Genomic DNA, 19681 nt, shown 5'->3' on the forward strand with positions numbered 1-19681 from the left:
GTTTGAAAAACAGCCATCTTTTAAAACTGTTCTGCTTGCACATCCGGTGCTGGCGGCCAATATTACTGAACGGGATCTTGACCACTGGTGAGATCCGGCTCATTACACCGGCCGCGCCGCGCAAAAAGTTGGTTACTTTAATCCAGTTACAATGGAATTTGTTGAAAGGCCCTTAAGGCCTGCATACAAAAGAGCGGCTACCTCTGAATAGCGGGTTAATCCAGGGCGCAGCAAGTGCGCCCTTCTTCGGATCTCAGGTTTTGCAGGTGGGCGACCTGGAGCGCTTTTAAAATCGAATTCAGATTCAAGATCGTGGGCGGTTCAGAAATCTTGCCGAGAGGCGTTGCAGTTTTTACTGGGGCAGCTATTTGAAGGCGGTAGTGTGATGCTGAAGGTCAGGCAGGATAAGGTCAGTACCAGAGTGAAGTGCGGCGGCATCTCTCAAGGATCAGCCGCCGGTTATGAGTGCATATTATTCGTAGGTTACGGTGAAGTTCGCCACCGCATTGGCGGTGCCCGGTTTGATTGTATCAGCAGTTTGTATATAGGCCGCAGTCAGCGGAATGTCGAATGCGCCTTCCTGAGTTGTCTTGGTGACAAATGTCTTTTTGTCGAATTCAACCAGTTTACTATTAAGTTTTAGCTGTATCCCTACACCTTCCGCACCCCCTTTGGTCAAATCAATAATGCCATTACCCAGAGAAGATTGGGCCTCGAAGCTGATATTGACCGTCGTGTCTGCGTAGCATTGCAGAGGGATTTTGATGTCCACCGGGGGGAGTGTTGAGTTCTTGCCACTAAAATCTTCCTTTTTGGCGTCACCCATTGGCAGAGGGATCGCGCTTGAGCCGGTGATTTCGCAAGATGCCTGCTTAATGACGACTGTTCCTATGTTTACTTTAAAGACATCTTTGTTGCCTGCACTGTCCACCATCACAACTGAAGCCAGATTACCCGAGGTTACCTTGCCGGGAACGATCTCCCCCGTTTTAACGAACTCAACTTTTACGTTGGAGAGATAAATAGGGGTAGTGCCATCCCCTGTGTGGGTTTGGACAATATATACAGGATAAACTTGTTTATAATCTATAGTAACGCGTATTCCTACTCCCGTGACCCCACTGTTATAAATCCCGTTAGTTGCTAGACCACCATTTGGAAAGGCAGAAGTATTTGGAATATTGTTTAACATGTAATCACCGGTACAGCTATTGGCCAGTAGATTCAGCTGTTTATAGGTGTTAGTTGCGAGCACGCTGCCTACAGGCTGGCTTTGCATTGCTGTAATTTGACGATCTACCGTTACTTTCCCAAATGTGGAGGGATAGTCACAAACACCCAGCGCCATGGCGTTATGCACACCACAGATCAACAAAAGTACTGCCAGTATTGACCGTATTCCCATCTTGCCGAAGCCGGTTTTTTTTAAAATAGCATATAAATTCTTCATGTTACTTCCTCATGCCTCAGTGGCATTGCGCCGTAATTTGTTTAATCAGCGCAGACGGGTCACTGGCATTGCTGCTGGTCAGCGAGTAAGTGCCTTTGCACTGTTCATTGCTACCGTTGCCCCATTTCGCCATGATGCTGCCGCTTTCCGGCAGACCGGTCAGGTAAACTTCGCCGTTGTCACTGACTATGCCGGTGACGGTGCTGTCGTTATCCAGCAGGCTGACGGTGGCACCAAACGGCACCGGTTTACCCATAAACAGCAATTGCACTAAAGCACGCTGGCCCACGCGGGTTTTGAATTCTGCACGCACTACGGCACCGCGGGTTGGAATGACCGTCTGGCTGCTCATGTCCATATCCACATCGTCGCCGAAGCTCTCGGTTTCCAGCGTCACGCTGTTTTTGCGGTATGGCTGGGCGTACGGCACCACGGCATAGCCGCGCCAGTCGGTGTGCACGCCGCTGTTGTTTTCGACGTTGACGTCATCAGCCCCCGGCGCTTTCACCAGCGTCACGGTATCGCCCAGCGGTTGTGACAGCGTGATGCCGTTTTCATGGATCAGCACGCCGCCCTGCAAGCCGTAGCTCCACTGACGGGTATCCTGGTCATAGCTGTAACCGAGGTTACCTTCGCCGGAGCCGCCTTTGTAATCCATGCTGGCATTACCGGACGCGCCGTTGCCCTGATTTTCGTAGCCCTGCTGGACGGAATAACTGAGGTTGTCACCTTGCAATAACGTCCCGCTGACGCCGGCCTGCTGAACGGTCGAACCGTGTTTTTTGCTGCTCATGTTGTAGGTTGCCGATGCCCCTGAGGACCCGATGAATCTGTCGAGCGGCACTGACATATTGAAAGCAAATACTTGATCCGCTTCAGTCATACCCGGATTTTTCGAGTAGTTGTAGTTAAAGCCGTAAGAGATGCCGTAAATGCTGGTGTTGTAGCCCAACTGTAGTAGCTGTTCTTTACCGTCACCGCCCCAATAATCCTGCTGGCTGCCGCTGATATAAATCGAACCGTAATCACCAATCGACTGACTGACGGACACCTGCATTTTGCTGCGCTGATTGTGCGAGCGGTTGTAGTTATCGAAATCACTGTCAGTTTCTTGCTGGTAATCCTGTACGTCACTGAAAGCGTAGTAACCTTCGGTGGAGTAACGGTAACCGGCGATTTGCAGGTTAGTGTCGGTTGCCTCGAAGTTTTTGGCGTACATCGCCCGGTAGGACTGGCCTTTTTGAGTATCGGTTGAATCCTCAAACTCACTGGTGGCCTGCGTGGCATCAAATGACACCGCACCCGCTGAACCTAAGTCAAAACCCACGCCGACATTAGCGGCACGGTAGTTTTCGGCATACTGCACGCCGCCGTAAACGGTGGTACGTGCGGTCAGACCGTAAATATTGGACAACTGAATAAAGTTCGGTGTCTCGGTGTCATCATTCCCGGTACGGTATTTCCCCAGCGCCATGTTGTATTTGAAACGGCCTTCGCGCTGTAAAATCGGCACGGAACTGGTGGCAATGTTGAATTTAGTGGCGGATCCATCGGACTCGGTGACAGTCACTTCCATATCACCGCCGTTGCCCGACGGGTATAAATCCGTAATCGCAAACGGGCCGGGTGACACGTTAGTCTGGTAGATCACATAACCATTCTGCTTAATGGTCACCTGCGCATTAGATTTAGCAATGCCGCGCACCGTAGGCGCAAACTGGTTCATGGAATCAGGCAACATCTGGTCGTCAGAGGCCAGTTGCGCACCGGTAAACTGAATACTGTCAAAGACATCGGCAGGCGTGGAATACTCACCCAGTGTCAGTTGCCCACCCTGCAGGAAACGCACGTCACGCTGCACATAAGTATTAATCGACTCAAACTTACGGGTACTGGTGTCTTCACCGCCGTGCGAACCTTCAGTAAATTGATCACTGTAGGTCGAATAGTTACGCAGGCGCCACGCGCCGAGGTTTGCCCCGCTGCGCAGGTTAACGAAGTTACTTTGCGACTGACCGCTGTTATCGCGTTGCGTTGTTGAACCGGAATAGCTGTAGTTCAGCATGAACGCGGGAATACCGTTATCCCAGCGCTTCGGATCAACCGAGTTACGCGGACGGACGTTGACCCCGATTTGCGGTACAGTGATGTCGTAACGCTTACGGTTTAAATCCAGGTTTTCAGTGGCCTGCGGCACATAGGCGCTCAGTGGCCTGGTCAGCTTTGCGTCAGGTGCAACGGCTTTCAGATCCGGGAAAACATCCAGTTTAACGCCGTAATCCGCCATCTCCGCGGGCGTGATCGCCCCGTAAAGTTTACCCGGCGCATCCGGCAGGCTGACAAATTCGACATTGCGTGAGTCAACCTGCTGGTTGTTCAGATAAACATCAACCTGATAGGTGCCGGGCATTTGCCCGCCCTTTTCGGCGAAATAATCCAGATTAACACCTTGTAAATCGCCACCGTCACCGATGGACTTAAGCATCTCAGGGTTAAAAGTTTCAGCGGAGAAAGTCAATCCGGGTAAAGATAACAATATGAAAAATGATAAGGGTTTTAATAAAAAAAAGCGGGCGGCTGAGTTACGTTGCAGCATACCTTTTTTTGTTTTAGTCCCTTTTATTCTGATACTGTCTTTTCCCTGACGATTTTTAATATTATTATTTTCCATACTTCACAATCTTTCCTGATTTGAGTCGCTCGACTTATTAAATTGATGCTTTGGCTTTTTCTGTCAGTCCACCAAAGTCATTAATAGCTTGCCAACTAATATTGTTTCCAACCGGAGCATTATCGATTTTCAATGAAGATTTTGGCGGAACTATATAGCCGTCTTTTAATTCATGACCATTGATGCTGACTTTGGTCATACTGACATAATAAGGCGTCGGGTTACTGGCGGTGACAATGGTGCCTGAGCGGGAGAAAGTCAGATGCTGATAAGCTTTTGCAATCGCCTCTTTGTTATTCAACGCTGTCGGACGATAAATCAATTTGATACGGGTATTAATGGAAAACTGGAGCGAGTTCTTTTCTTTCGTCGCAGGTGGTATGGCAAGCGTGTTCAGCCAGTAGATGGACTCTTTGTCCTGCGCTAAGGAAGAGGATGTCTGAGTTATACGCACAGCATTATCCTGGCCTGGTTCTATGCGGAATAATGGTGGAGTCGTAATAAAGGGAACCTTTTCCTCTTTATTGTCAGAACTGACCCAGGAGCGGATAAGATAGACATTAGAGTCTTCTGTATTCTTAACAGAAAGGGAAGCCTCTTTCACATTACCATTATAGATAACGCGGGTTGCACCAACGGAAAACCCCGCAGAAGCCGAGATCGAAACGCACAAAAACGCTGTACCTAAACACAGCTTAGATAGTATATTCATTTTAACCCTCTATAAAGAATGGCTCTTTCTTCACAGGAAAATAAGAGCCACAGTCATTAAATATTAATCTTATTCATAAGACATCGTGTAGTTGATAGCCATGGAAAAATCACCAGCATTAGTGACTACTGCAGAAGTTGCATATCTGGTTAATGAAATATTATATTTCAGGTCATTAACCCCTTCGATAGCAACACCCTTGCTAACAAATTGCTTAGGAAGAACCTTAGCGCCAGAATCAGCATCAAAAACCATAGCTGCAATGTTCACCTGATTTTCTGATTTATTATCTCTGTAACCCTGAACGTTCCCATCGAAATAAGTCGGATCTCCATCAAACTTTACAGAGATAGGTGTGCCATTCGGACAATCTACTAACTTTATATTAAAAGGCTTTGTCAGTTGAGCATTAGTATCACCTATTGCAGCCAAGCTCAAAATGCTATTTTTTGCTAAATTACCAAAAGAGAGGGTTGTATTCAGGCTGGCACTGTCAATGCTACATGTCCTCGTGGTAACATTTCCTGAGAAATTCAGAGTGCCAGTTTCAGCAGCCTGAGCGCCCGTTAACCCCATACCCAACATCATCGCAACAGCAAAACTTAATTTTTTCATAATATGGTTTAATCCTTTGAACCGGGTTAATAAAAATAAACAGTTTTTTAAAAACTTAATTATTAACAGCGGATATTAGTTATATGTCAGGGAGAAATTAGTGGTTGCAGTGAAAGCACCGGCGGTAACTTTTTCTGCCGTTGACATCGCAGCGGCCTGCATCGCAATCGTTGCCGAACCGGTTTCAGCATTAATGGATGCAACTGCAGAGGACGAATTCATCGGGATCAATGAACCATCCATGTTATACAGAGCAATACCGAGACCGGCTGCGGTTGATTCATCATTGAGCGCGAGTAATTCATTATTAGTCGCATCGGCAGCACCGAGTGCAATCAGCGATACACCACTTTGAGTTACCGGGCATTCAGTCAGCACAACGTTAATATCTTTTTTGGCAGAAATTGAACCAATTGTTGGGAAACTTGTAGACGCCATGTCCCCCAGAGCAACTGGAGCTGCGATGCTGGCAGCATCCACCTGACAGCCGGTCTCAATAATAGTACCGCCAACGTTAATGGTGCCGTCAGCCGCGTTTGCGCCCAGTGCGGCAACCATGCCGGCAGCCAGTACGCTCATCTTAAAAAATGTGTTAATTTTCAAAATATATCTCCATTGAAATCGTGATTTAATTCCCTGAATCCATAAACAGGGGAGACGCATTATTCACATTACGAGCCATGAAATAAACACAGTGAACTGAAAGATTCTTTAAGTTTGTTAAAGGATTCGAATTACATGTGTCATAACAAATAATTACCTTATAAAAAAACTCCTAATCGCTTTTAATAACGCCATGATAATTAAAAATTCATTAATAAAAGTAGCGTCGACCATCAGGTATATTATAAAGTTATAACGCAACCACCCCTGCTTTATAGCGCATGTAGAAATGATGATGGTTATGGGTAAATTATTGAATTTACCATCTTTTCATAAAATAATTTCATAGTTATTTTTAATATCTCGAAAAATCAGAATTCAAAACTACACTTTTAAGTGCACGGGTTTAAATGACCTTATCTTTCTGTACAACAAAGTGAGAAAAATATGAAAGCAACTCATAATACCGAACGTCTTAATGCTGTTAAAGGCTTTGACCTCAATCTAATAACAATGTTTGAGTCTGTCTACATTCATGGCAGCGTTACCAAAGCGGCCAATATTTTGGGGCTCACCCCCTCGGCTGTCAGTCAGGCGCTGGGACGCTTACGAGATCATTTTTCTGATCCATTATTCGTCCGGCAAGGGAAAAGCCTTTTCCCTACAACAACGGCGAATAGCATTCATGATAAATTGTTTGAATCTTATGATAATTTATTAGCCCGTTTCCAGGAGATTGATAGCCCGTCAACCATTACAAGCCTGGCTGTCAACTGCCCACCCTATTTATCCCTGACTATTCTGGGACCTTTAATCAGGCAGGTCGCTAAGATCGCGCCGGACTGTAAGGTTGTTCATACCACCGCAGGAAATTCTCTTTCGACAATAGATGATTTATTGACATTCCGTAAAACGGACATCGTATTTGATATAAACCCGCACAATAACTTATCCCGAAATACATTTTTGCTGTACGAAGAACCTTTGGTTGTGATATGTGCTAAAAATCACCCAAGAGTTAATGAGACAGCGTTGCCAGAGGAATTGATGAAGGAAGATTTCACGTTTATTGATAATGAAAGCCTGGTCAGAATTAATTTCGCCAGGCAACTTGAGAAGACAACAAAAATGAAAAGGAAAATCCGCTATTCTGTCGGGTATGTCGGATCTGCGATACCCATTATTGAAGCTACTGATACTCTGGCGTTCGTTCCTCTCCATGCCTATGAACAATACAAAAATCAGTATGAGATACGTCCGGTAGCTGTAGATTTAAATCTTCCAAAGTTACCGGTCTATATGGTTTATAATAAAACCTCTTTAAATAACACCTTCTTCTCTGACCTCATTAAATCTCTGGAGAAAGTTTTCCCCCCTGTGCATGCATAAAAGCAGTCCGGATTAAATAAGCACCTGACAGGTGCCTGGCGTGATAGTAAAAAAGGCAACATACATCGCCTTTTTTACTTCTCAGACACGGCTTAAACATTCAAAACGTATACATCAGAAACAGAACCGAAGCGGGACGCTTTATACGCCTGGGTATACATCGCGCCTAAATACACGCCGTGCGCGTCATACTTGATCGCACCGGAATACGCTTCAGTTTGAAAAACAGCCATCTTTTAAAACTGTTCTGCTTGCACATCCGGTGCTGGCGGCCAATATTACTGAACGGGATCTTGACCACTGGTGAGATCCGGCTCATTACACCGGCCGCGCCGCGCAAAAAGTTGATGAGGTCATCCGCTTTGCCGTGCAGTCCGGTCATCTGACTTCTTCTGAGGGATCCGGGTTATGACACAACATTTCAGGCGGCTGACGCTGGATGATAAACACGATTATCTGGCGCTGATGCTGGACGCTTATGCGCCAATCAAAGCACTCGGGATTCAGTTTGATGCTGCCACCGCCGATCTGGCAAGCGTGACACAACATCTCAACGATCATGCAGTGTTTGCGCTCTTTGATGACCAGCGGATGGTGGCTTCGGTCACCCTGCGCTTCCCGTGGGGTGCAATGCCGGGACTCATAGGCCTGCCGCATATTGGCTGGTTAGGCACGCATCCGGATTACACCGGTCAGCGTCTCGGCAAGAAGCTGCTGGACTGGCTGGAAGACAACATTCTGATCCGCGAACTGAAAGCCCCGGCTTACTCGCTTGGCACCGCCACCAGCCATCCGTGGCTGCGTGACATGTACCTGAAACTAGGTTTTCAGCCGGTCTTCGAAAGAGACATCGGCAAAGGACACACCACGCTGTACATGAAAAAAATTCTCGATGAAAAAAGCCACGCCCGCTGGCTGGAACGTCAGGAAAATTTGTTATGAGCCTCACCGCCATGCTGACGAAACGGATTGTCAGCGCGGTTTATAACCTCGTCCGGCGGTATTAGTGAAAGAGCCCGGGGGGTCTTGGGGGGCGGCGGCAGGCCGCCCCCCAAGTCGGTGTGGGCCGACGCCCACGGTTTTGACTTTGAAGTTAACGCCCGTATGGGCGGCCACCCCACCCCCTATTCCATCTCCCGCAACTGCATAGCAACTATTGTTGTTTTACATCCTTTGTTCCTGACTTTAATAATCGTTGTTAACGATGTGTTGCGAACAACAGGAACTGGATATGAGCCACGTGATCCGCCTTGCTCAGGAGTCTGAAGCAGCGGCGCTGCACAGCCTTTTGCAAAAGGCTTACGAGCCGCTGCTGGAACATAACATTCATTTCACCATCACCCGCGCCAGCGTTGAAGACGTGCGGGATGTTATCCGCAATGAAACCACCTATGTGCTGGAAAACGACGGCGTACTGACGGCGACGCTGACCACCCGTTTTTTGTGGACACCGGCAAAAAATCATCTTGCGCCGTGGCCGTTTGTGCACTGGTTTGCGGTGGCAGAACACGCCAAAGGCTAGGGATTTGGCAATGAAATTATCCGCTACGTGGAAGAGACGTTTTTGCGTGACACGCTGAAATCACCGGCGGTGTATCTGGCAACGGCGGTGAAACATCCGTGGCTGACCGGGTTGTATCAGCGACGGGGTTATGAGCCATTTCATACCGCGACCAACCCGCTGGGTGTCGAACTGGTCTATCTGCGCAAAATTCTCAACCAGCAGGCATTCGAAGCACAGGAGCAGGCGCCACTGGTGCGCTCCATCGCTGAATTACGCACGCTGGTTTAACGGCGGCTGAATAATATATTCTTAAGGATGAAACAATGAGTCAGAAAAAACAAATACGCCTGGGTGCCATTATTCAGGGCGCATCCGGAAATATGTCTGCATGGCGTCATCCGGATGCGGTTGCTGATGCCAGTATTAATATTCAGTTCTGCCAGCAATTAGCGCAACGAGCTGAACAGGCTAAATTTGATTTCTTATTTGTCGCCGACGGACTTTATATTACTGAGAAATCTATTCCGCATTTCCTCAACCGTTTTGAACCGATTACCCTGCTTTCTGCCCTGTCGCTGGTCACCCACAACATCGGACTGGTCGCCACCTTATCCACCTCCTACAGCGAGCCGTTTACCGTCGCACGTCAGTTCGCCAGCCTCGATCATCTGAGCGGTGGCCGGGCGGGCTGGAACGTGGTGACCTCGCCGCTGGAAGGCTCGGCGAAAAACTTCTCCCGCGATAAGCACCCGGAACATGACGAGCGTTACCGCATCGCCAGTGAATACGTCAGCGTGGTGAAAGGGCTGTGGGATTCCTGGGAAGAAGATGCATTTGTGCGCAACAAAGCCACCGGCCAGTTATTTGTGCCGGAGAAACTGCACACACTCAATCATCACGGCAAATACTACTCGGTGCAGGGGCCGCTGAACGTCGGACGCTCCCCGCAGGGCCGTCCGATCGTCTTTCAGGCCGGGGCGTCGGAACAGGGCAAAGCCTTTGCTGCCGAAGCCGCTGACGCCATTTACACCCGTCAGGAAACCCCCGAACTGGCCCGCGCATTTCGTCTCGATGTACAGCGTCAGCTGGTGGAAAACGGCCGTGCCGCCGAAGACATCCGCGTCTTTCAGGGCATCAGCGTGATTATCGGTGAGTCGCCTGCCGATGCTGAACGTCGATATCAGGAAACCGCCCAACTGGTGACGCTGGAAAGCGCACTGGATTATCTTGGCCGCTACTTTGAGCATCACAATTTTGCGCAATACGACCCGGATGCACCATTCCCGGACATCGGCGATTTGGGGCAAAACAGCTTCCGCAGCACCACAGATGAGATCAAACGCAACGCCCGCGAACGCGGATTAACCCTGCGTCAGGCCGCACTGGAAGCCGCGACACCACGACCGACCTTCTCCGGTACCGCCGAAGATGTCGCCGACGGTCTGGAACACTGGTTTACCTCCGGTGCGGCCGACGGTTTTATCGTCCGGGGCGGCACCCCGACGGCGTTCGATGATTTCACCGACCGTGTGATCCCGATTTTGCAGGCGCGGGGATTGTACCGGACGGACTATGAGGCACAGACCCTGCGGGGGAATCTGGGGTTAAGTGAGCCGGAGAATCAGTTTGTTTCTGTGCGGGAGTACGCATGATAACGGTCAGCGGATTGAATAAATCATTTAACCAGTTCCCTGCTCTGTCGGATATTAATTTCACTGTAAAAAAAGGGGAAGTGGTATCGATTATTGGCCCTTCGGGTTCCGGGAAATCCACCCTGTTACGTTCGCTGAATTTGCTGGTCAGGCCGGATTCCGGCCTGATGCAGATTGGTGATAAACACATTAATGCTGCAACCCTTACCCGCAAACAAACGGGCGATTTTCGCCGCCAGACATCCATGGTTTTTCAGCACTACAATTTGTTTAAAAATAAAACCGCACTGGAAAATATCACTGAGATCTTACGTTTTACCCAAAAACTGAATAAAGCGCAGGCGCGGGAACGGGGTCAGGAATTGCTGGCGCAGGTGGGGCTGGCGCACAAATCGGCAGCCTATCCCGGCACTCTTTCCGGTGGACAGCAGCAGCGCGTCGGTATCGCCCGCGCAATGGCCGTTGATCCGCAGGTGATTTTATTTGATGAGCCCACGTCTTCTCTGGATCCCGAAATGCGCCGTGAAGTGCTGAACCTGATTGAAGGGCTGGCCGGTCGCGACTTAACCATGATGATCGTCACGCATGAAATGGGGTTCGCCCGCAATGTTTCTGACCGGATATTTTTCATGGAGCACGGTCATATTATCGAACAAGGCGAACCGGCAAAAATATTCCAGACCGTTTCCGGAAACCGCACCCGTTCTTTTTTACATGATTTTACCTGATGGCCGTAAACGGAACTTTTCACAATGAATTTTGATTTCCCTTATATGCTCGGCGTTATTCCGCAGATCCTCGTCTATCTTCCCGTGACTTTGCTGATTTCATTTCTTTCCATTCTGCTGGCAACCGTTCTGGGCATTATTTTCGCCTTATTACTCAGGGCCGGTAAAATACCCGCGGCTTTCGCGCATCTTTATATTTCATTCTTTCGTGGTACGCCGGTACTGGTACAGTTATTGATTATTTATTTTGGTCTGCCGCAAATTATCCCTTCGATGAATTCACTGAGTGCCATGAATGCGGTGATCCTCGGTTTAAGCTTAAACACGTCTGCCTATCTGGCGGAAATCTTCCGTGCCGCTATCGACTCCGTCGATAAAGGGCAACTGGAAGCCTCTCTGGCCTCCGGGCTGAGCATGTTTAAAGCCTCCAGCCGTATCCTGTTTCCGCAAGCCTGCCGCAATGCGATTCCGGCTACCGGCAACGTCTATATCGGCCTGATCAAGAACTCCTCACTGGCGTTCACCTTAGGCGTGAGCGAACTGCTGGCTGCAGGAAAAATGGTGGCCACAGAGTCGCTGAAATTCTTCGAAGCGTATTTCGCTGTGGCGCTGGTCTACTGGGCGCTGACCATCATTTTCAGTGAGTTACAACGTCGCCTCGAAAAACATCTCGGCAAACCCTATGCCGGTTAAACAGGAAATTTTCATATGCGATTGTTAACACTGTCTATTTTATCCCTCCCCCTTTTACTGACTGCCTGCGATAAACCCGCCGTCAAAGCGGATGATCAACCCGTTCTGCGGGTGGGCGCGACACCGGACGGTTATCCGCACTATTTTAAAGAGGGCGACACCATCAAAGGATTCAGCACGGATATTCTCAACGCCGTCGCCGGCAAGATCCACTACAAAGTTGAATGGGTAACCTCCGACTGGGTGGGCGTTCTTGGCTCTCTGGAAACCGGCAAAGTGGATACCGTGGGCAATTTTGCTGACACGCCGGAGCGGCGCAAGAAATATGATTATTCAGCGCCCTACTATTACTCTGCGGCGCAACTGGCAGTCAGTAAAAACAACACCACTATTCACGGTTTACAGGACATGAAAGGGAAAACGGTCGCCGCCGATCTCGGTTCGAACTATGGCAAAGTCCTGAAAGAATTTGACCCGAAAAACGAAATCAGGTTGGTGACCTTTGAGGGTATGGATGTGGTGGTTAACAGCGTGGCGCAGGGAAAAGTCGATGCGTATGTTTCCGGCCAGGTGATCCTGCTCGGGCAAATCAAGCGTAAAAATCTGCCGCTGAAAGTCGTCGGAGAACCCTTTGGCCTGAAACAGGTCGCCCTGCCATTCAGAAAAGATGCGCGCGGAGAAGCGCTGAAACAAAAAGTGGATGTCGCACTCGGTGAATTACGGGCAGACGGCACATTGAAGAAGATTTCCGAAAAATGGTTTGACCGGGATCTGAGTGTGGATACGGAATTAACCTCGGTCAGCAAAAGACAATAAACGCATTTTTACCGTGGCTTTCCGCTCCAAAACCCCGCCCGAAACAGGCGGGGTTTTGGATTCCAGTCCGGAATGTGCGTATTATCGATTAATAATCACCACTTATGCATTTGATGTAAACAATATCTGTGATACATGAAAACAAGTAAATAATTGAAATTATAGGGAATTGTGATGAGCTCGATTATACCCACATTGCCAGCAGACAGTTTCGAGATTATAACCTTTGGGGTTGGCCATGGTGATTGTCATCTGGTAGAGCTTCACCATCATGGTAAAGTCGCCTTTCGCCTGTTATATGACGGTGGTGTCTCTTTGCCTCAAGCTTTAACCGATCACCTGAATGACCATAAAAAAGAAGACGGAAGTGAGGATCTTGATGTGGTTGTTCTAAGCCACATTGATCACGACCATCAGGGGGGATTTCACTCACTGCTAAAAAAAACAGACATTACTATCGGCGAACTCTGGCTGCCCTGTTTACCGGCTTTTGAAAGGCTTAGCTGGTTATTTGCACCAAGAGTGCAAGACGCTGTTTCCAAAGCAAAAGGCCTTGAGAATGAAGCTAATACAAGAAAGATCCCTGTTATCTATCCTCTTGAAGGCTATAAACATCGTTTTCAAACCAATGGCAATGTGACGGTTTCCGTTATTTCACCTGCACGGAAAATGATAAAACGTCTTTATAGCGCCCCCTATTCAGAACTTGAAACATTACTGGCTCATGAATCACTGCCCCATGAATGGCTTATACGGGGTGAATCATGGCAAGAGGAGGAGCAATTTTCCGAGGCGGCAAATGTATTCGACACCATGAATGCGCTCTCACGAGATAATTTTTCTCCGGTGAGTAATCAGGATAACAATCTGCGTAATCAAAACAACATAGGTCAAAGAATAAAGAAATATCGTGATAATACTTCTGAACCTAATTTTTTTGGTAATTCCGTTTTAAACGATACCTCGCTGGTTATTGTTATTGATGCATTACTGGACGGTAGTCAACGCAGACGCATCGTTTTAACCGGGGATCAGGAAAACTGGTCCTGGATTTGCTCAGAATATCCTGCTGGTCTTGGAGTTGATGTGCTTAAAGCACCGCACCACGGAGGAAGAGTTTATCTTTCGGATAATAAACCTAAAGACAGGGATGATTTAGATCAGTTTTATATCTGGATGCGTCCAAGAATTGCCGTAGTAAGTGCAAAAGGCACGCATAATTTACCGCGTCAAGACTTTCGTGAAGCATTAAGAGCAGTGGGAACAACACTGGCTTGTCCTAATACAAGAACCAAAGAGTTTATTTTCAATGATATAAGCAATCCGCTAAAAAAATCATGCTTTGAACATTTTGCGTGTAACAGTCAAGATCAAACAAAGGCGCTGCGTGTGCGCATGACAGCATTGCAGGAAGATGTTAATACCGCGGCCTGCTTACAAGGAAACTGCCATAGAGGAGCCGCACCGATCGTTGTATTGCAGCAAAAGATCATTGAACCAGATGAATCTTTTGTTCGCTGGACTCAAACTGAAGTGCGAAAAAATGCGGAATGGTTAGAAAAACTCTTAATGAATGACCGCAAAAATCATCTCAAAGATTGGCCGGAAAGCGAACGACTGGACCACGATGTTGAAGCCGTAAAGTGGTCAGCAATACACAATCAGGCCGAAGCAGAACAACGTACAGCGTTTGCATTCGACCCTTCATACGTACTGAAGTATGCTGCTGTGCACGGTATAATATGGGGCTCCGAAGATTTGAAATATGGAAGCACCTGTGATTTAGTTGCAGCAATATCTGATACAGAATATAAAAACTTGCTCAATAAGGTTAAAGAATATTCTGGTTTTTTATTAAAAATTTCAATGCCAGATTCACGCAGCCTGCATGTCATAGACAATATTGAAATTCTGGAAAGTGCAGAATTTTCTGTTTTAATGGAATTCTGGTCAGCGTGGGCCTACATTCCCTATGAAATATTCATCCGGCATGTCAAACCCAGGTTATTACGTGATATTGCAAAGCATTATTCAGCCAGTATCGTGAACAACATGGATCCCCATTTTCCGATCTCAACTAACGCTAAAAATTCTTATGCCACGTTATATCTTTACAATAATAAAGCAGTTAGCCCTGACTTCTATGAAAAAAATAGCTGGTACAGATTAGATGAAAAACTTACGGGCTATATAAGCGCTCATGCATTTATGGCGCAAATGGAACAAAGCAAAGGAAGTGTGCTTCCAATACTAAACTACTCACATAGAGGTTACACACCAGATTTAAGCTCATTAGAACGATATGTTAAAAATTTCCGCGACTTATTTGCAGACGAGGAGGAAGAAAAAAGTAATTACCCCAAAGACTTTGAAACTGCGCCTTGGTTGAAGTTATGGGGTAAGGATATAAAAAAACAGAGCTGATTTTTATTGTACTCATTTTGGATAACCGGAGGTTATTTACGGCTCCCGGTTATCCATATCCTTATCCTTCACTTACAACTGTTTAATCGTTCACGCTGTTTTGTTTTTTCTTACTACCCTCCCCGCCAGATACGCCAGCGTCACACACAGCAGGTAATACATCAGTCCGACCAGCAGGAAGATTTCTGCCGGGTAAATTTGCACCCGGTTGTTCACCTGTCCGGCCACCGTGGTGAGTTCCGGCACGTTGACGATAAACGCCAGCGACGTGTCTTTCACCAGTGAGATCAGCAGTCCGAGATAGGACGGCAGCAGATTCGGCCACGCCTGCGGTAACAGCACGAACAACAACACTTTGCCGTAGCTCATGCCGGACGCGATCCCCGCTTCGGTTTGCCCGCGCGGCAAGGCTTCCAGACCCGCCAGCGTCGAATGCATCACCGCCGCCGAGGTAAACCAGGCCAGTGCCAGAATCACCGTCAGCGGGCCGGGAATCGATCCGCCAAACACCACCGGCAGCAGGAAATACAGCCAAAAAATCACGAAAATCAGCGGGATCCCACGGATAAACGACGCCCAGATAAACAGAATTTTTCGCGTCCAGCCGCCGAAACGCCACGCCAGTGCCGCCATCAAAACCCCGGCCAGTAACGCCAGAACGCCCGCCGATGCCGCCATAATTAATGTGAGCAACACCCCGCCCGGCTCACCGTCAGCCAGTCTTCCCCACAGCAGATAAGTGAAATTATCCTGCAAAACAGACCCGTCAAATTCCATCGCGGGTTTCCTCCGTCATTGCCGCCTGCGGCCTGCGCTGCGGACGTTTCGGACCAAACGCCGTCATCAGCCCGCCGAGGATCAGCCCGAGCGCCAGATACAGCAATGTCCCGACCGCAAACCCTTCGAAGGCGTGTGCGTTATAGCTTTCAATCTGACTGACCTGATACGTCAGTTCCGAAAAACCGATGCCGGTCGCCAGCGAGGAAAGCTTCATCAGATTCAGATACTGGCCGGTGACTGGCTGCCACGCATTGGTCAGCGCCTGCGGCAAAAGAATGGAAAGCAGCAATGTCTTGCGGCTAAACCCCTGCGAAATCGCCGCTTCAGTCTGGCCTTTGGGCACGGAATTCAGACCCGCCTGCACTTCTTCCACCAGAAACGCCGCCGTGAACAGCGCCAGCCCCCAGGCCGCACACAAAAATTCCGGCGTCAGCCAGGCAATGTTGCCCGGAAACGTCGCCCACGGATGATTGTCGCCAATGTAAAAACGCCAGCTTTGCGGCAGCGCGCCATACGCCGCGAAATACCAGAACAGCAGTTGCACCAGCAGCGGCGTGTTACGGAAAACAGAGACGAACGCCGCCACCGCGCCGCGTGCAATACGCGAGGTACTCAGGCGCAGCGCAATCAGCAGCACAGTCAGTAACGTAGCGATCAGACTGCCCGCCAGGCTGACATACAGCGTGGTGAGAAAGCCGGAGATAATCCATTGCAAAGGCTGACCGCTCAGCACACCCGCCCAGTCAGGATGCCAGATCATCGCTCTGCTCCTGCCTGCGGATGCAGCGGAAACAATACTTTCTGCAAAAACCGCTGCGCGCGCGGATGTTGCGGACGCAGGAAGAAATCTTCCGGCTGCGCCTGTTCGAGAATTTCGCCGCCATCCATGAAAATCACCCGGTCGGCGATTTCACGGGCAAAACTCATTTCGTGCGTCACCACAATCATGGTGATGCCACTTTTCGCCAGCTCCTGCATCACCAGCAGCACTTCGCCGATCATTTCCGGATCGAGCGCTGAAGTCGGTTCATCAAATAAAATAATGTTCGGATCGGTGACCAGCGCCCGGGCAATTGCCACGCGCTGTTGCTGACCGCCGGATAGCTGCTCGGGATAATGCCGCGCTTTATCCCCCAGCCCGACACGCGTCAGCAGCGCCCGCGCCTTTTCCCGCGCTTCACTTTTCTTCCAGCCATGCACTTTGATCAGCGCCAGACTGACGTTGTCTTCGGCGGTGAGATGGGCATACAGATTGAACTGCTGAAACACGAAACCGATATGCGTGCGCAACTGGCGTAATGCCGCACCTTTGAGGTTTCGCGTCGGCAGATTGTCGATCAGGATCTCGCCGCCTGAGGCGGATTCAAGCTGATTAATCAGGCGGATCAGGGTGGATTTTCCGGAGCCGGAAGGCCCGCAAACGGCCACCACTTCGCCGCTGTCCACACGCAAATCGACGTTGCGGATCACTTCATGCGGACCAAAAGATTTACTGACCTGACGAAATTCGACGGCAGCGGTTTTACCGGCGGATGAATGTGAAAAAACCGCAGACGTTGCTGCGGTTGAGTAAGTGTCTTGCGGCATGTGCCTTACCTTGCATAAAACAGATTATTTGGCTTCGATTTTGAACAGACGCGGCTGAGGAGATTTGGTCTGCGGGCCGAACCAGACGTTATAAATGCTGACCGCCTGGCCGTTTTTCTCCAGATTCAGCAGCTCGTCGTTGACCACTTTCAGCAGGCTGGTTTCGCCTTTTTTCACGCCAACGCCAATCTCTTCCTTGCTCAGCAATTCAGGCAACACTTTGTATTTCGCCTTGTCCGGCGCGCCATCCAGCAAACCGGCCAGAATGGTGCTGTCCTGGGTAATCGCCTGCACGTTGCCGTTACGTAAAGCGGAAAGCGCCAGCGGAATATCGTCATAAGACAGCACGCGGGATTGCGGGAAGCGATTATGCAACTCCTGCTCGCCGGTGGTGCCTTTCACCGCACCAATGCGCGCCGTGGCATACGCATCGAGCTTATCCGGCGATCCGGCGGGCACCAGGAACTGCTGGCCGGTGACGAAATAAGGCACGGAGAAGTCGATCACTTTCGCGCGTTCCGGGGTGATGGTGATATCAGCCACAATCAGATCCGCCTTGCCGGACTGCAACAACGGAATACGGTTGGCCGGATTGGTCGGCACCAGTTGCAATTTCACACCCAGGGTTTTCGCCAGCGCTTTGGCGAAATCGACGTCATAGCCGACAATATCGTGCGTTTTCGCATCCACAGACCCAAACGGCGGATTGGAATCGAAAGTCGCGACTTTCACAACACCGGCTTTTTTGATATCCGCCAGTTGGTCAGCGTGGGCGGCAAAAGTAGAAAGCGTGCTGATTGCCAGAACCAGCCCGGCAGCAATTTTGCTTGTTGTCATTTGACGTTGATTAAACTGAATAACGGTCATCGTTTTTCCTTATGAATAGTCTGCAGAGGGCTTGCGCCCCAAATTTACAAAGCAGGAGATTTAATTTTTTTTCTTTTGTGAGTCAGAGAATTGCATAAGAAATGAGGTCGATGCCACTAACAAAAAAGGATATAGATGGATCAATTAAGCATAAGCTTTTCCGATGATCGTGCGGGGGAGTTGTGCGTGCTGCCGATTCAGAAAGCTTGCTGAACGGAGCGGCCTGGAGACCAAAGGCTCCAGGACCGGGAGAAGGCACCGCGCAGCGGCAAGATTTCCAGCCTGTCACTGCGGTAACTGAAGCATAGCCAGCCAGCGTTAGCGCGCAGTTAAAAAAACGCAGGACTGCAAAGAGGTTCGGTTAAAACCCTTTGGGCCGGTGTGAGTGGCAACCCACGGTCTTGACGTTGCCCCTCTCCCCGGTACATCCCCACCACCTCACCGACAATCAGCAGCGCAGGCGTTTGCACCTGTCCGGTAAGGATCATGTCTGCCAGTGTTTCCAGCCTGCCGGTCAGCACCCGCTGTTCCGGCCGGGTGCCGCGCTCAATGACTGCCACCGGGGTCGTCCCCGGTAAGCCATGCGCCATCAGCTGGTGGCTGATGGTTTCGCTGTTGGCAATGCCCATATAAAACACCAGCGTCTGACGCGCTTCGGCCAGCGCCCGCCAGTCAACATCCGGCTCTCCCTGAGCCCCGTGACCTGTCACAAACCGTACTGACTGCGCCAGACTGCGGTGGGTCAGCGGAATACCCGTGGATGCCGCACACCCCATCGCCGCCGTGATACCGGGCACGATGTGGCACCTTACGCCGTGCTGCTGGCAATGTGCCATCTCCTCGCCGCCGCGACCGAACACAAACGGATCCCCCCCTTTGAGGCGCACCACGCGATGCCCGGCCAGCGCCAGACTGACCAGCAACTGATTAATTTCTTCCTGTCCCAGCGTGTGATTGCGCGTCGATTTACCGGCATCAATGCGCAGCGCCGCGTCCGGGATCAGCGCCATCACCGGCTCAGACACCAGCCGGTCAAACACCACCACATCCGCCTGCTGGATCACGCGCAGCGCTTTCAGGGTCAGCAGCTCGACATCCCCCGGCCCCGCGCCGACCAGCCAGACTTCACCGCGACACACCGGATTACGCCGGTGGGCACCCGCCAGAATTTGCGCGATCTGCTGCATCTG

The 19681-nt window shown here is 49.7% G+C and carries 20 protein-coding genes; 9 read left to right on the top strand and 11 right to left on the bottom strand.

Features of this window, described 5'->3' with window-relative positions:
- Window positions 1-472: 472 nt before the first annotated feature.
- The 5 genes from HGO41_RS06265 to HGO41_RS06285 form a co-directional block, all read right to left on the bottom strand.
- Window positions 473-1450, bottom strand: coding sequence for a fimbrial protein (locus HGO41_RS06265; protein WP_250980866.1), 978 nt, complete (start codon window positions 1448-1450; stop codon window positions 473-475).
- Between the two features lie 16 nt (window positions 1451-1466).
- Window positions 1467-4046, bottom strand: coding sequence for a fimbria/pilus outer membrane usher protein (locus HGO41_RS06270; protein ID WP_112152426.1), 2580 nt, complete (start codon window positions 4044-4046; stop codon window positions 1467-1469).
- A 112-nt stretch (window positions 4047-4158) separates the two neighbouring features.
- Window positions 4159-4833, bottom strand: coding sequence for a fimbrial biogenesis chaperone (locus tag HGO41_RS06275; protein ID WP_250980867.1), 675 nt, complete (start codon window positions 4831-4833; stop codon window positions 4159-4161).
- A 69-nt stretch (window positions 4834-4902) separates the two neighbouring features.
- Window positions 4903-5448 carry a fimbrial protein gene (locus HGO41_RS06280; RefSeq protein WP_200225221.1) on the bottom strand — a complete coding sequence of 182 codons (546 nt, stop codon included), beginning with the start codon at window positions 5446-5448 and terminating at the stop codon, window positions 4903-4905.
- 75 nt (window positions 5449-5523) lie between these two features.
- Window positions 5524-6051, bottom strand: a complete 528-nt coding sequence (locus HGO41_RS06285) for a fimbrial protein (protein ID WP_157962145.1) — start codon at window positions 6049-6051, stop codon at window positions 5524-5526.
- Window positions 6052-6498: 447 nt separating this feature from the next.
- On the opposite strand from HGO41_RS06285, the gene HGO41_RS06290 reads away from it, so the two are divergent.
- Window positions 6499-7440, top strand: a complete 942-nt coding sequence (locus tag HGO41_RS06290; RefSeq protein ID WP_250980868.1) for a LysR family transcriptional regulator — start codon at window positions 6499-6501, stop codon at window positions 7438-7440.
- A gap of 166 nt (window positions 7441-7606) precedes the next feature.
- Here HGO41_RS06290 and HGO41_RS06300 read toward each other — a convergent pair whose 3' ends face one another.
- Window positions 7607-7822 carry a hypothetical protein gene (locus HGO41_RS06300; RefSeq protein WP_223509807.1) on the bottom strand — a complete coding sequence of 72 codons (216 nt, stop codon included), beginning with the start codon at window positions 7820-7822 and terminating at the stop codon, window positions 7607-7609.
- Window positions 7823-7848: 26 nt separating this feature from the next.
- Here HGO41_RS06300 and HGO41_RS06305 point away from each other — a divergent pair, with 26 nt between their 5' ends.
- From HGO41_RS06305 to HGO41_RS06340, 8 genes are all read left to right on the top strand, one after another.
- The gene (locus tag HGO41_RS06305) at window positions 7849-8382 is read left to right on the top strand and encodes a GNAT family N-acetyltransferase (protein ID WP_112152407.1); all 534 of its coding nucleotides are present in this window, start codon (window positions 7849-7851) and stop codon (window positions 8380-8382) included.
- A 289-nt stretch (window positions 8383-8671) separates the two neighbouring features.
- Window positions 8672-8962: a hypothetical protein gene (locus HGO41_RS06310; protein WP_250980869.1), complete on the top strand. Its 291-nt coding sequence runs from the start codon at window positions 8672-8674 to the stop codon at window positions 8960-8962.
- 27 nt (window positions 8963-8989) lie between these two features.
- A complete protein-coding gene (locus tag HGO41_RS06315) occupies window positions 8990-9232 on the top strand; it encodes a hypothetical protein (protein WP_250980870.1) in 243 nt (80 codons plus the stop codon).
- Window positions 9233-9267: 35 nt separating this feature from the next.
- Window positions 9268-10596, top strand: coding sequence for an LLM class flavin-dependent oxidoreductase (locus HGO41_RS06320; protein WP_250980871.1), 1329 nt, complete (start codon window positions 9268-9270; stop codon window positions 10594-10596).
- Window positions 10593-11324, top strand: a complete 732-nt coding sequence (locus HGO41_RS06325) for an amino acid ABC transporter ATP-binding protein (RefSeq protein ID WP_013575685.1) — start codon at window positions 10593-10595, stop codon at window positions 11322-11324. Before HGO41_RS06320 ends, HGO41_RS06325 begins: the two co-directional genes overlap by 4 nt.
- 24 nt (window positions 11325-11348) lie before the next feature.
- A complete protein-coding gene (locus HGO41_RS06330; protein WP_013575686.1) occupies window positions 11349-12017 on the top strand; it encodes an amino acid ABC transporter permease in 669 nt (222 codons plus the stop codon).
- Window positions 12018-12032: 15 nt separating this feature from the next.
- Window positions 12033-12833: an amino acid ABC transporter substrate-binding protein gene (locus tag HGO41_RS06335; RefSeq protein ID WP_013575687.1), complete on the top strand. Its 801-nt coding sequence runs from the start codon at window positions 12033-12035 to the stop codon at window positions 12831-12833.
- 174 nt (window positions 12834-13007) lie between these two features.
- On the top strand, window positions 13008-15257 hold the full coding sequence (locus tag HGO41_RS06340) for an MBL fold metallo-hydrolase (protein ID WP_250980872.1): 2250 nt from the start codon (window positions 13008-13010) through the stop codon (window positions 15255-15257).
- A 90-nt stretch (window positions 15258-15347) separates the two neighbouring features.
- Here HGO41_RS06340 and HGO41_RS06345 read toward each other — a convergent pair whose 3' ends face one another.
- The 5 genes from HGO41_RS06345 to cobA all read right to left on the bottom strand — a co-directional run bounded on the left by HGO41_RS06345 (window position 15348) and on the right by cobA (window position 19678).
- Complete coding sequence (locus HGO41_RS06345; protein WP_112152405.1) at window positions 15348-16034, bottom strand: amino acid ABC transporter permease; 687 nt, start codon at window positions 16032-16034, stop codon at window positions 15348-15350.
- Window positions 16024-16797, bottom strand: coding sequence for an amino acid ABC transporter permease (locus HGO41_RS06350; RefSeq protein ID WP_013575690.1), 774 nt, complete (start codon window positions 16795-16797; stop codon window positions 16024-16026). Before HGO41_RS06350 ends, HGO41_RS06345 begins: the two co-directional genes overlap by 11 nt.
- Complete coding sequence (locus HGO41_RS06355) at window positions 16794-17624, bottom strand: amino acid ABC transporter ATP-binding protein (protein WP_013575691.1); 831 nt, start codon at window positions 17622-17624, stop codon at window positions 16794-16796. The genes HGO41_RS06350 and HGO41_RS06355 overlap by 4 nt, the downstream gene beginning before the upstream one ends.
- A gap of 24 nt (window positions 17625-17648) precedes the next feature.
- Window positions 17649-18461: an ABC transporter substrate-binding protein gene (locus tag HGO41_RS06360; protein WP_370633801.1), complete on the bottom strand. Its 813-nt coding sequence runs from the start codon at window positions 18459-18461 to the stop codon at window positions 17649-17651.
- 359 nt (window positions 18462-18820) lie between these two features.
- Window positions 18821-19678: a uroporphyrinogen-III C-methyltransferase gene (gene cobA, locus HGO41_RS06365; RefSeq protein ID WP_489389373.1), complete on the bottom strand. Its 858-nt coding sequence runs from the start codon at window positions 19676-19678 to the stop codon at window positions 18821-18823.
- Between the last annotated feature and the right edge of the window lie 3 nt (window positions 19679-19681).

The sequence above is a fragment of the Rahnella sp. CG8 genome (assembly GCF_023701875.1).
Classification (GTDB): Bacteria; Pseudomonadota; Gammaproteobacteria; order Enterobacterales; family Enterobacteriaceae; genus Rahnella; species Rahnella aceris.

Excerpts from the sequence above, each read along its gene's own strand:
- HGO41_RS06265 (WP_250980866.1), bottom strand. The coding sequence starts at position 1,450 with ATGAAGAATTTATATGCTATTTTAAAAAAAACCGGCTTCGGCAAGATG.
- HGO41_RS06270 (WP_112152426.1), bottom strand. The coding sequence starts at position 4,046 with ATGCTGCAACGTAACTCAGCCGCCCGCTTTTTTTTATTAAAACCCTTA.
- HGO41_RS06275 (WP_250980867.1), bottom strand. The coding sequence starts at position 4,833 with ATGAATATACTATCTAAGCTGTGTTTAGGTACAGCGTTTTTGTGCGTT.
- HGO41_RS06280 (WP_200225221.1), bottom strand. The coding sequence starts at position 5,448 with ATGAAAAAATTAAGTTTTGCTGTTGCGATGATGTTGGGTATGGGGTTA.
- HGO41_RS06290 (WP_250980868.1), top strand. The coding sequence starts at position 6,499 with ATGAAAGCAACTCATAATACCGAACGTCTTAATGCTGTTAAAGGCTTT.
- HGO41_RS06300 (WP_223509807.1), bottom strand. The coding sequence starts at position 7,822 with ATGACCGGACTGCACGGCAAAGCGGATGACCTCATCAACTTTTTGCGC.
- HGO41_RS06305 (WP_112152407.1), top strand. The coding sequence starts at position 7,849 with ATGACACAACATTTCAGGCGGCTGACGCTGGATGATAAACACGATTAT.
- HGO41_RS06310 (WP_250980869.1), top strand. The coding sequence starts at position 8,672 with ATGAGCCACGTGATCCGCCTTGCTCAGGAGTCTGAAGCAGCGGCGCTG.
- HGO41_RS06320 (WP_250980871.1), top strand. The coding sequence starts at position 9,268 with ATGAGTCAGAAAAAACAAATACGCCTGGGTGCCATTATTCAGGGCGCA.
- HGO41_RS06325 (WP_013575685.1), top strand. The coding sequence starts at position 10,593 with ATGATAACGGTCAGCGGATTGAATAAATCATTTAACCAGTTCCCTGCT.
- HGO41_RS06330 (WP_013575686.1), top strand. The coding sequence starts at position 11,349 with ATGAATTTTGATTTCCCTTATATGCTCGGCGTTATTCCGCAGATCCTC.
- HGO41_RS06335 (WP_013575687.1), top strand. The coding sequence starts at position 12,033 with ATGCGATTGTTAACACTGTCTATTTTATCCCTCCCCCTTTTACTGACT.
- HGO41_RS06340 (WP_250980872.1), top strand. The coding sequence starts at position 13,008 with ATGAGCTCGATTATACCCACATTGCCAGCAGACAGTTTCGAGATTATA.
- HGO41_RS06345 (WP_112152405.1), bottom strand. The coding sequence starts at position 16,034 with ATGGAATTTGACGGGTCTGTTTTGCAGGATAATTTCACTTATCTGCTG.
- HGO41_RS06350 (WP_013575690.1), bottom strand. The coding sequence starts at position 16,797 with ATGATCTGGCATCCTGACTGGGCGGGTGTGCTGAGCGGTCAGCCTTTG.
- HGO41_RS06355 (WP_013575691.1), bottom strand. The coding sequence starts at position 17,624 with ATGCCGCAAGACACTTACTCAACCGCAGCAACGTCTGCGGTTTTTTCA.
- HGO41_RS06360 (WP_370633801.1), bottom strand. The coding sequence starts at position 18,461 with ATGACAACAAGCAAAATTGCTGCCGGGCTGGTTCTGGCAATCAGCACG.
- cobA (WP_489389373.1), bottom strand. The coding sequence starts at position 19,678 with ATGCAGCAGATCGCGCAAATTCTGGCGGGTGCCCACCGGCGTAATCCG.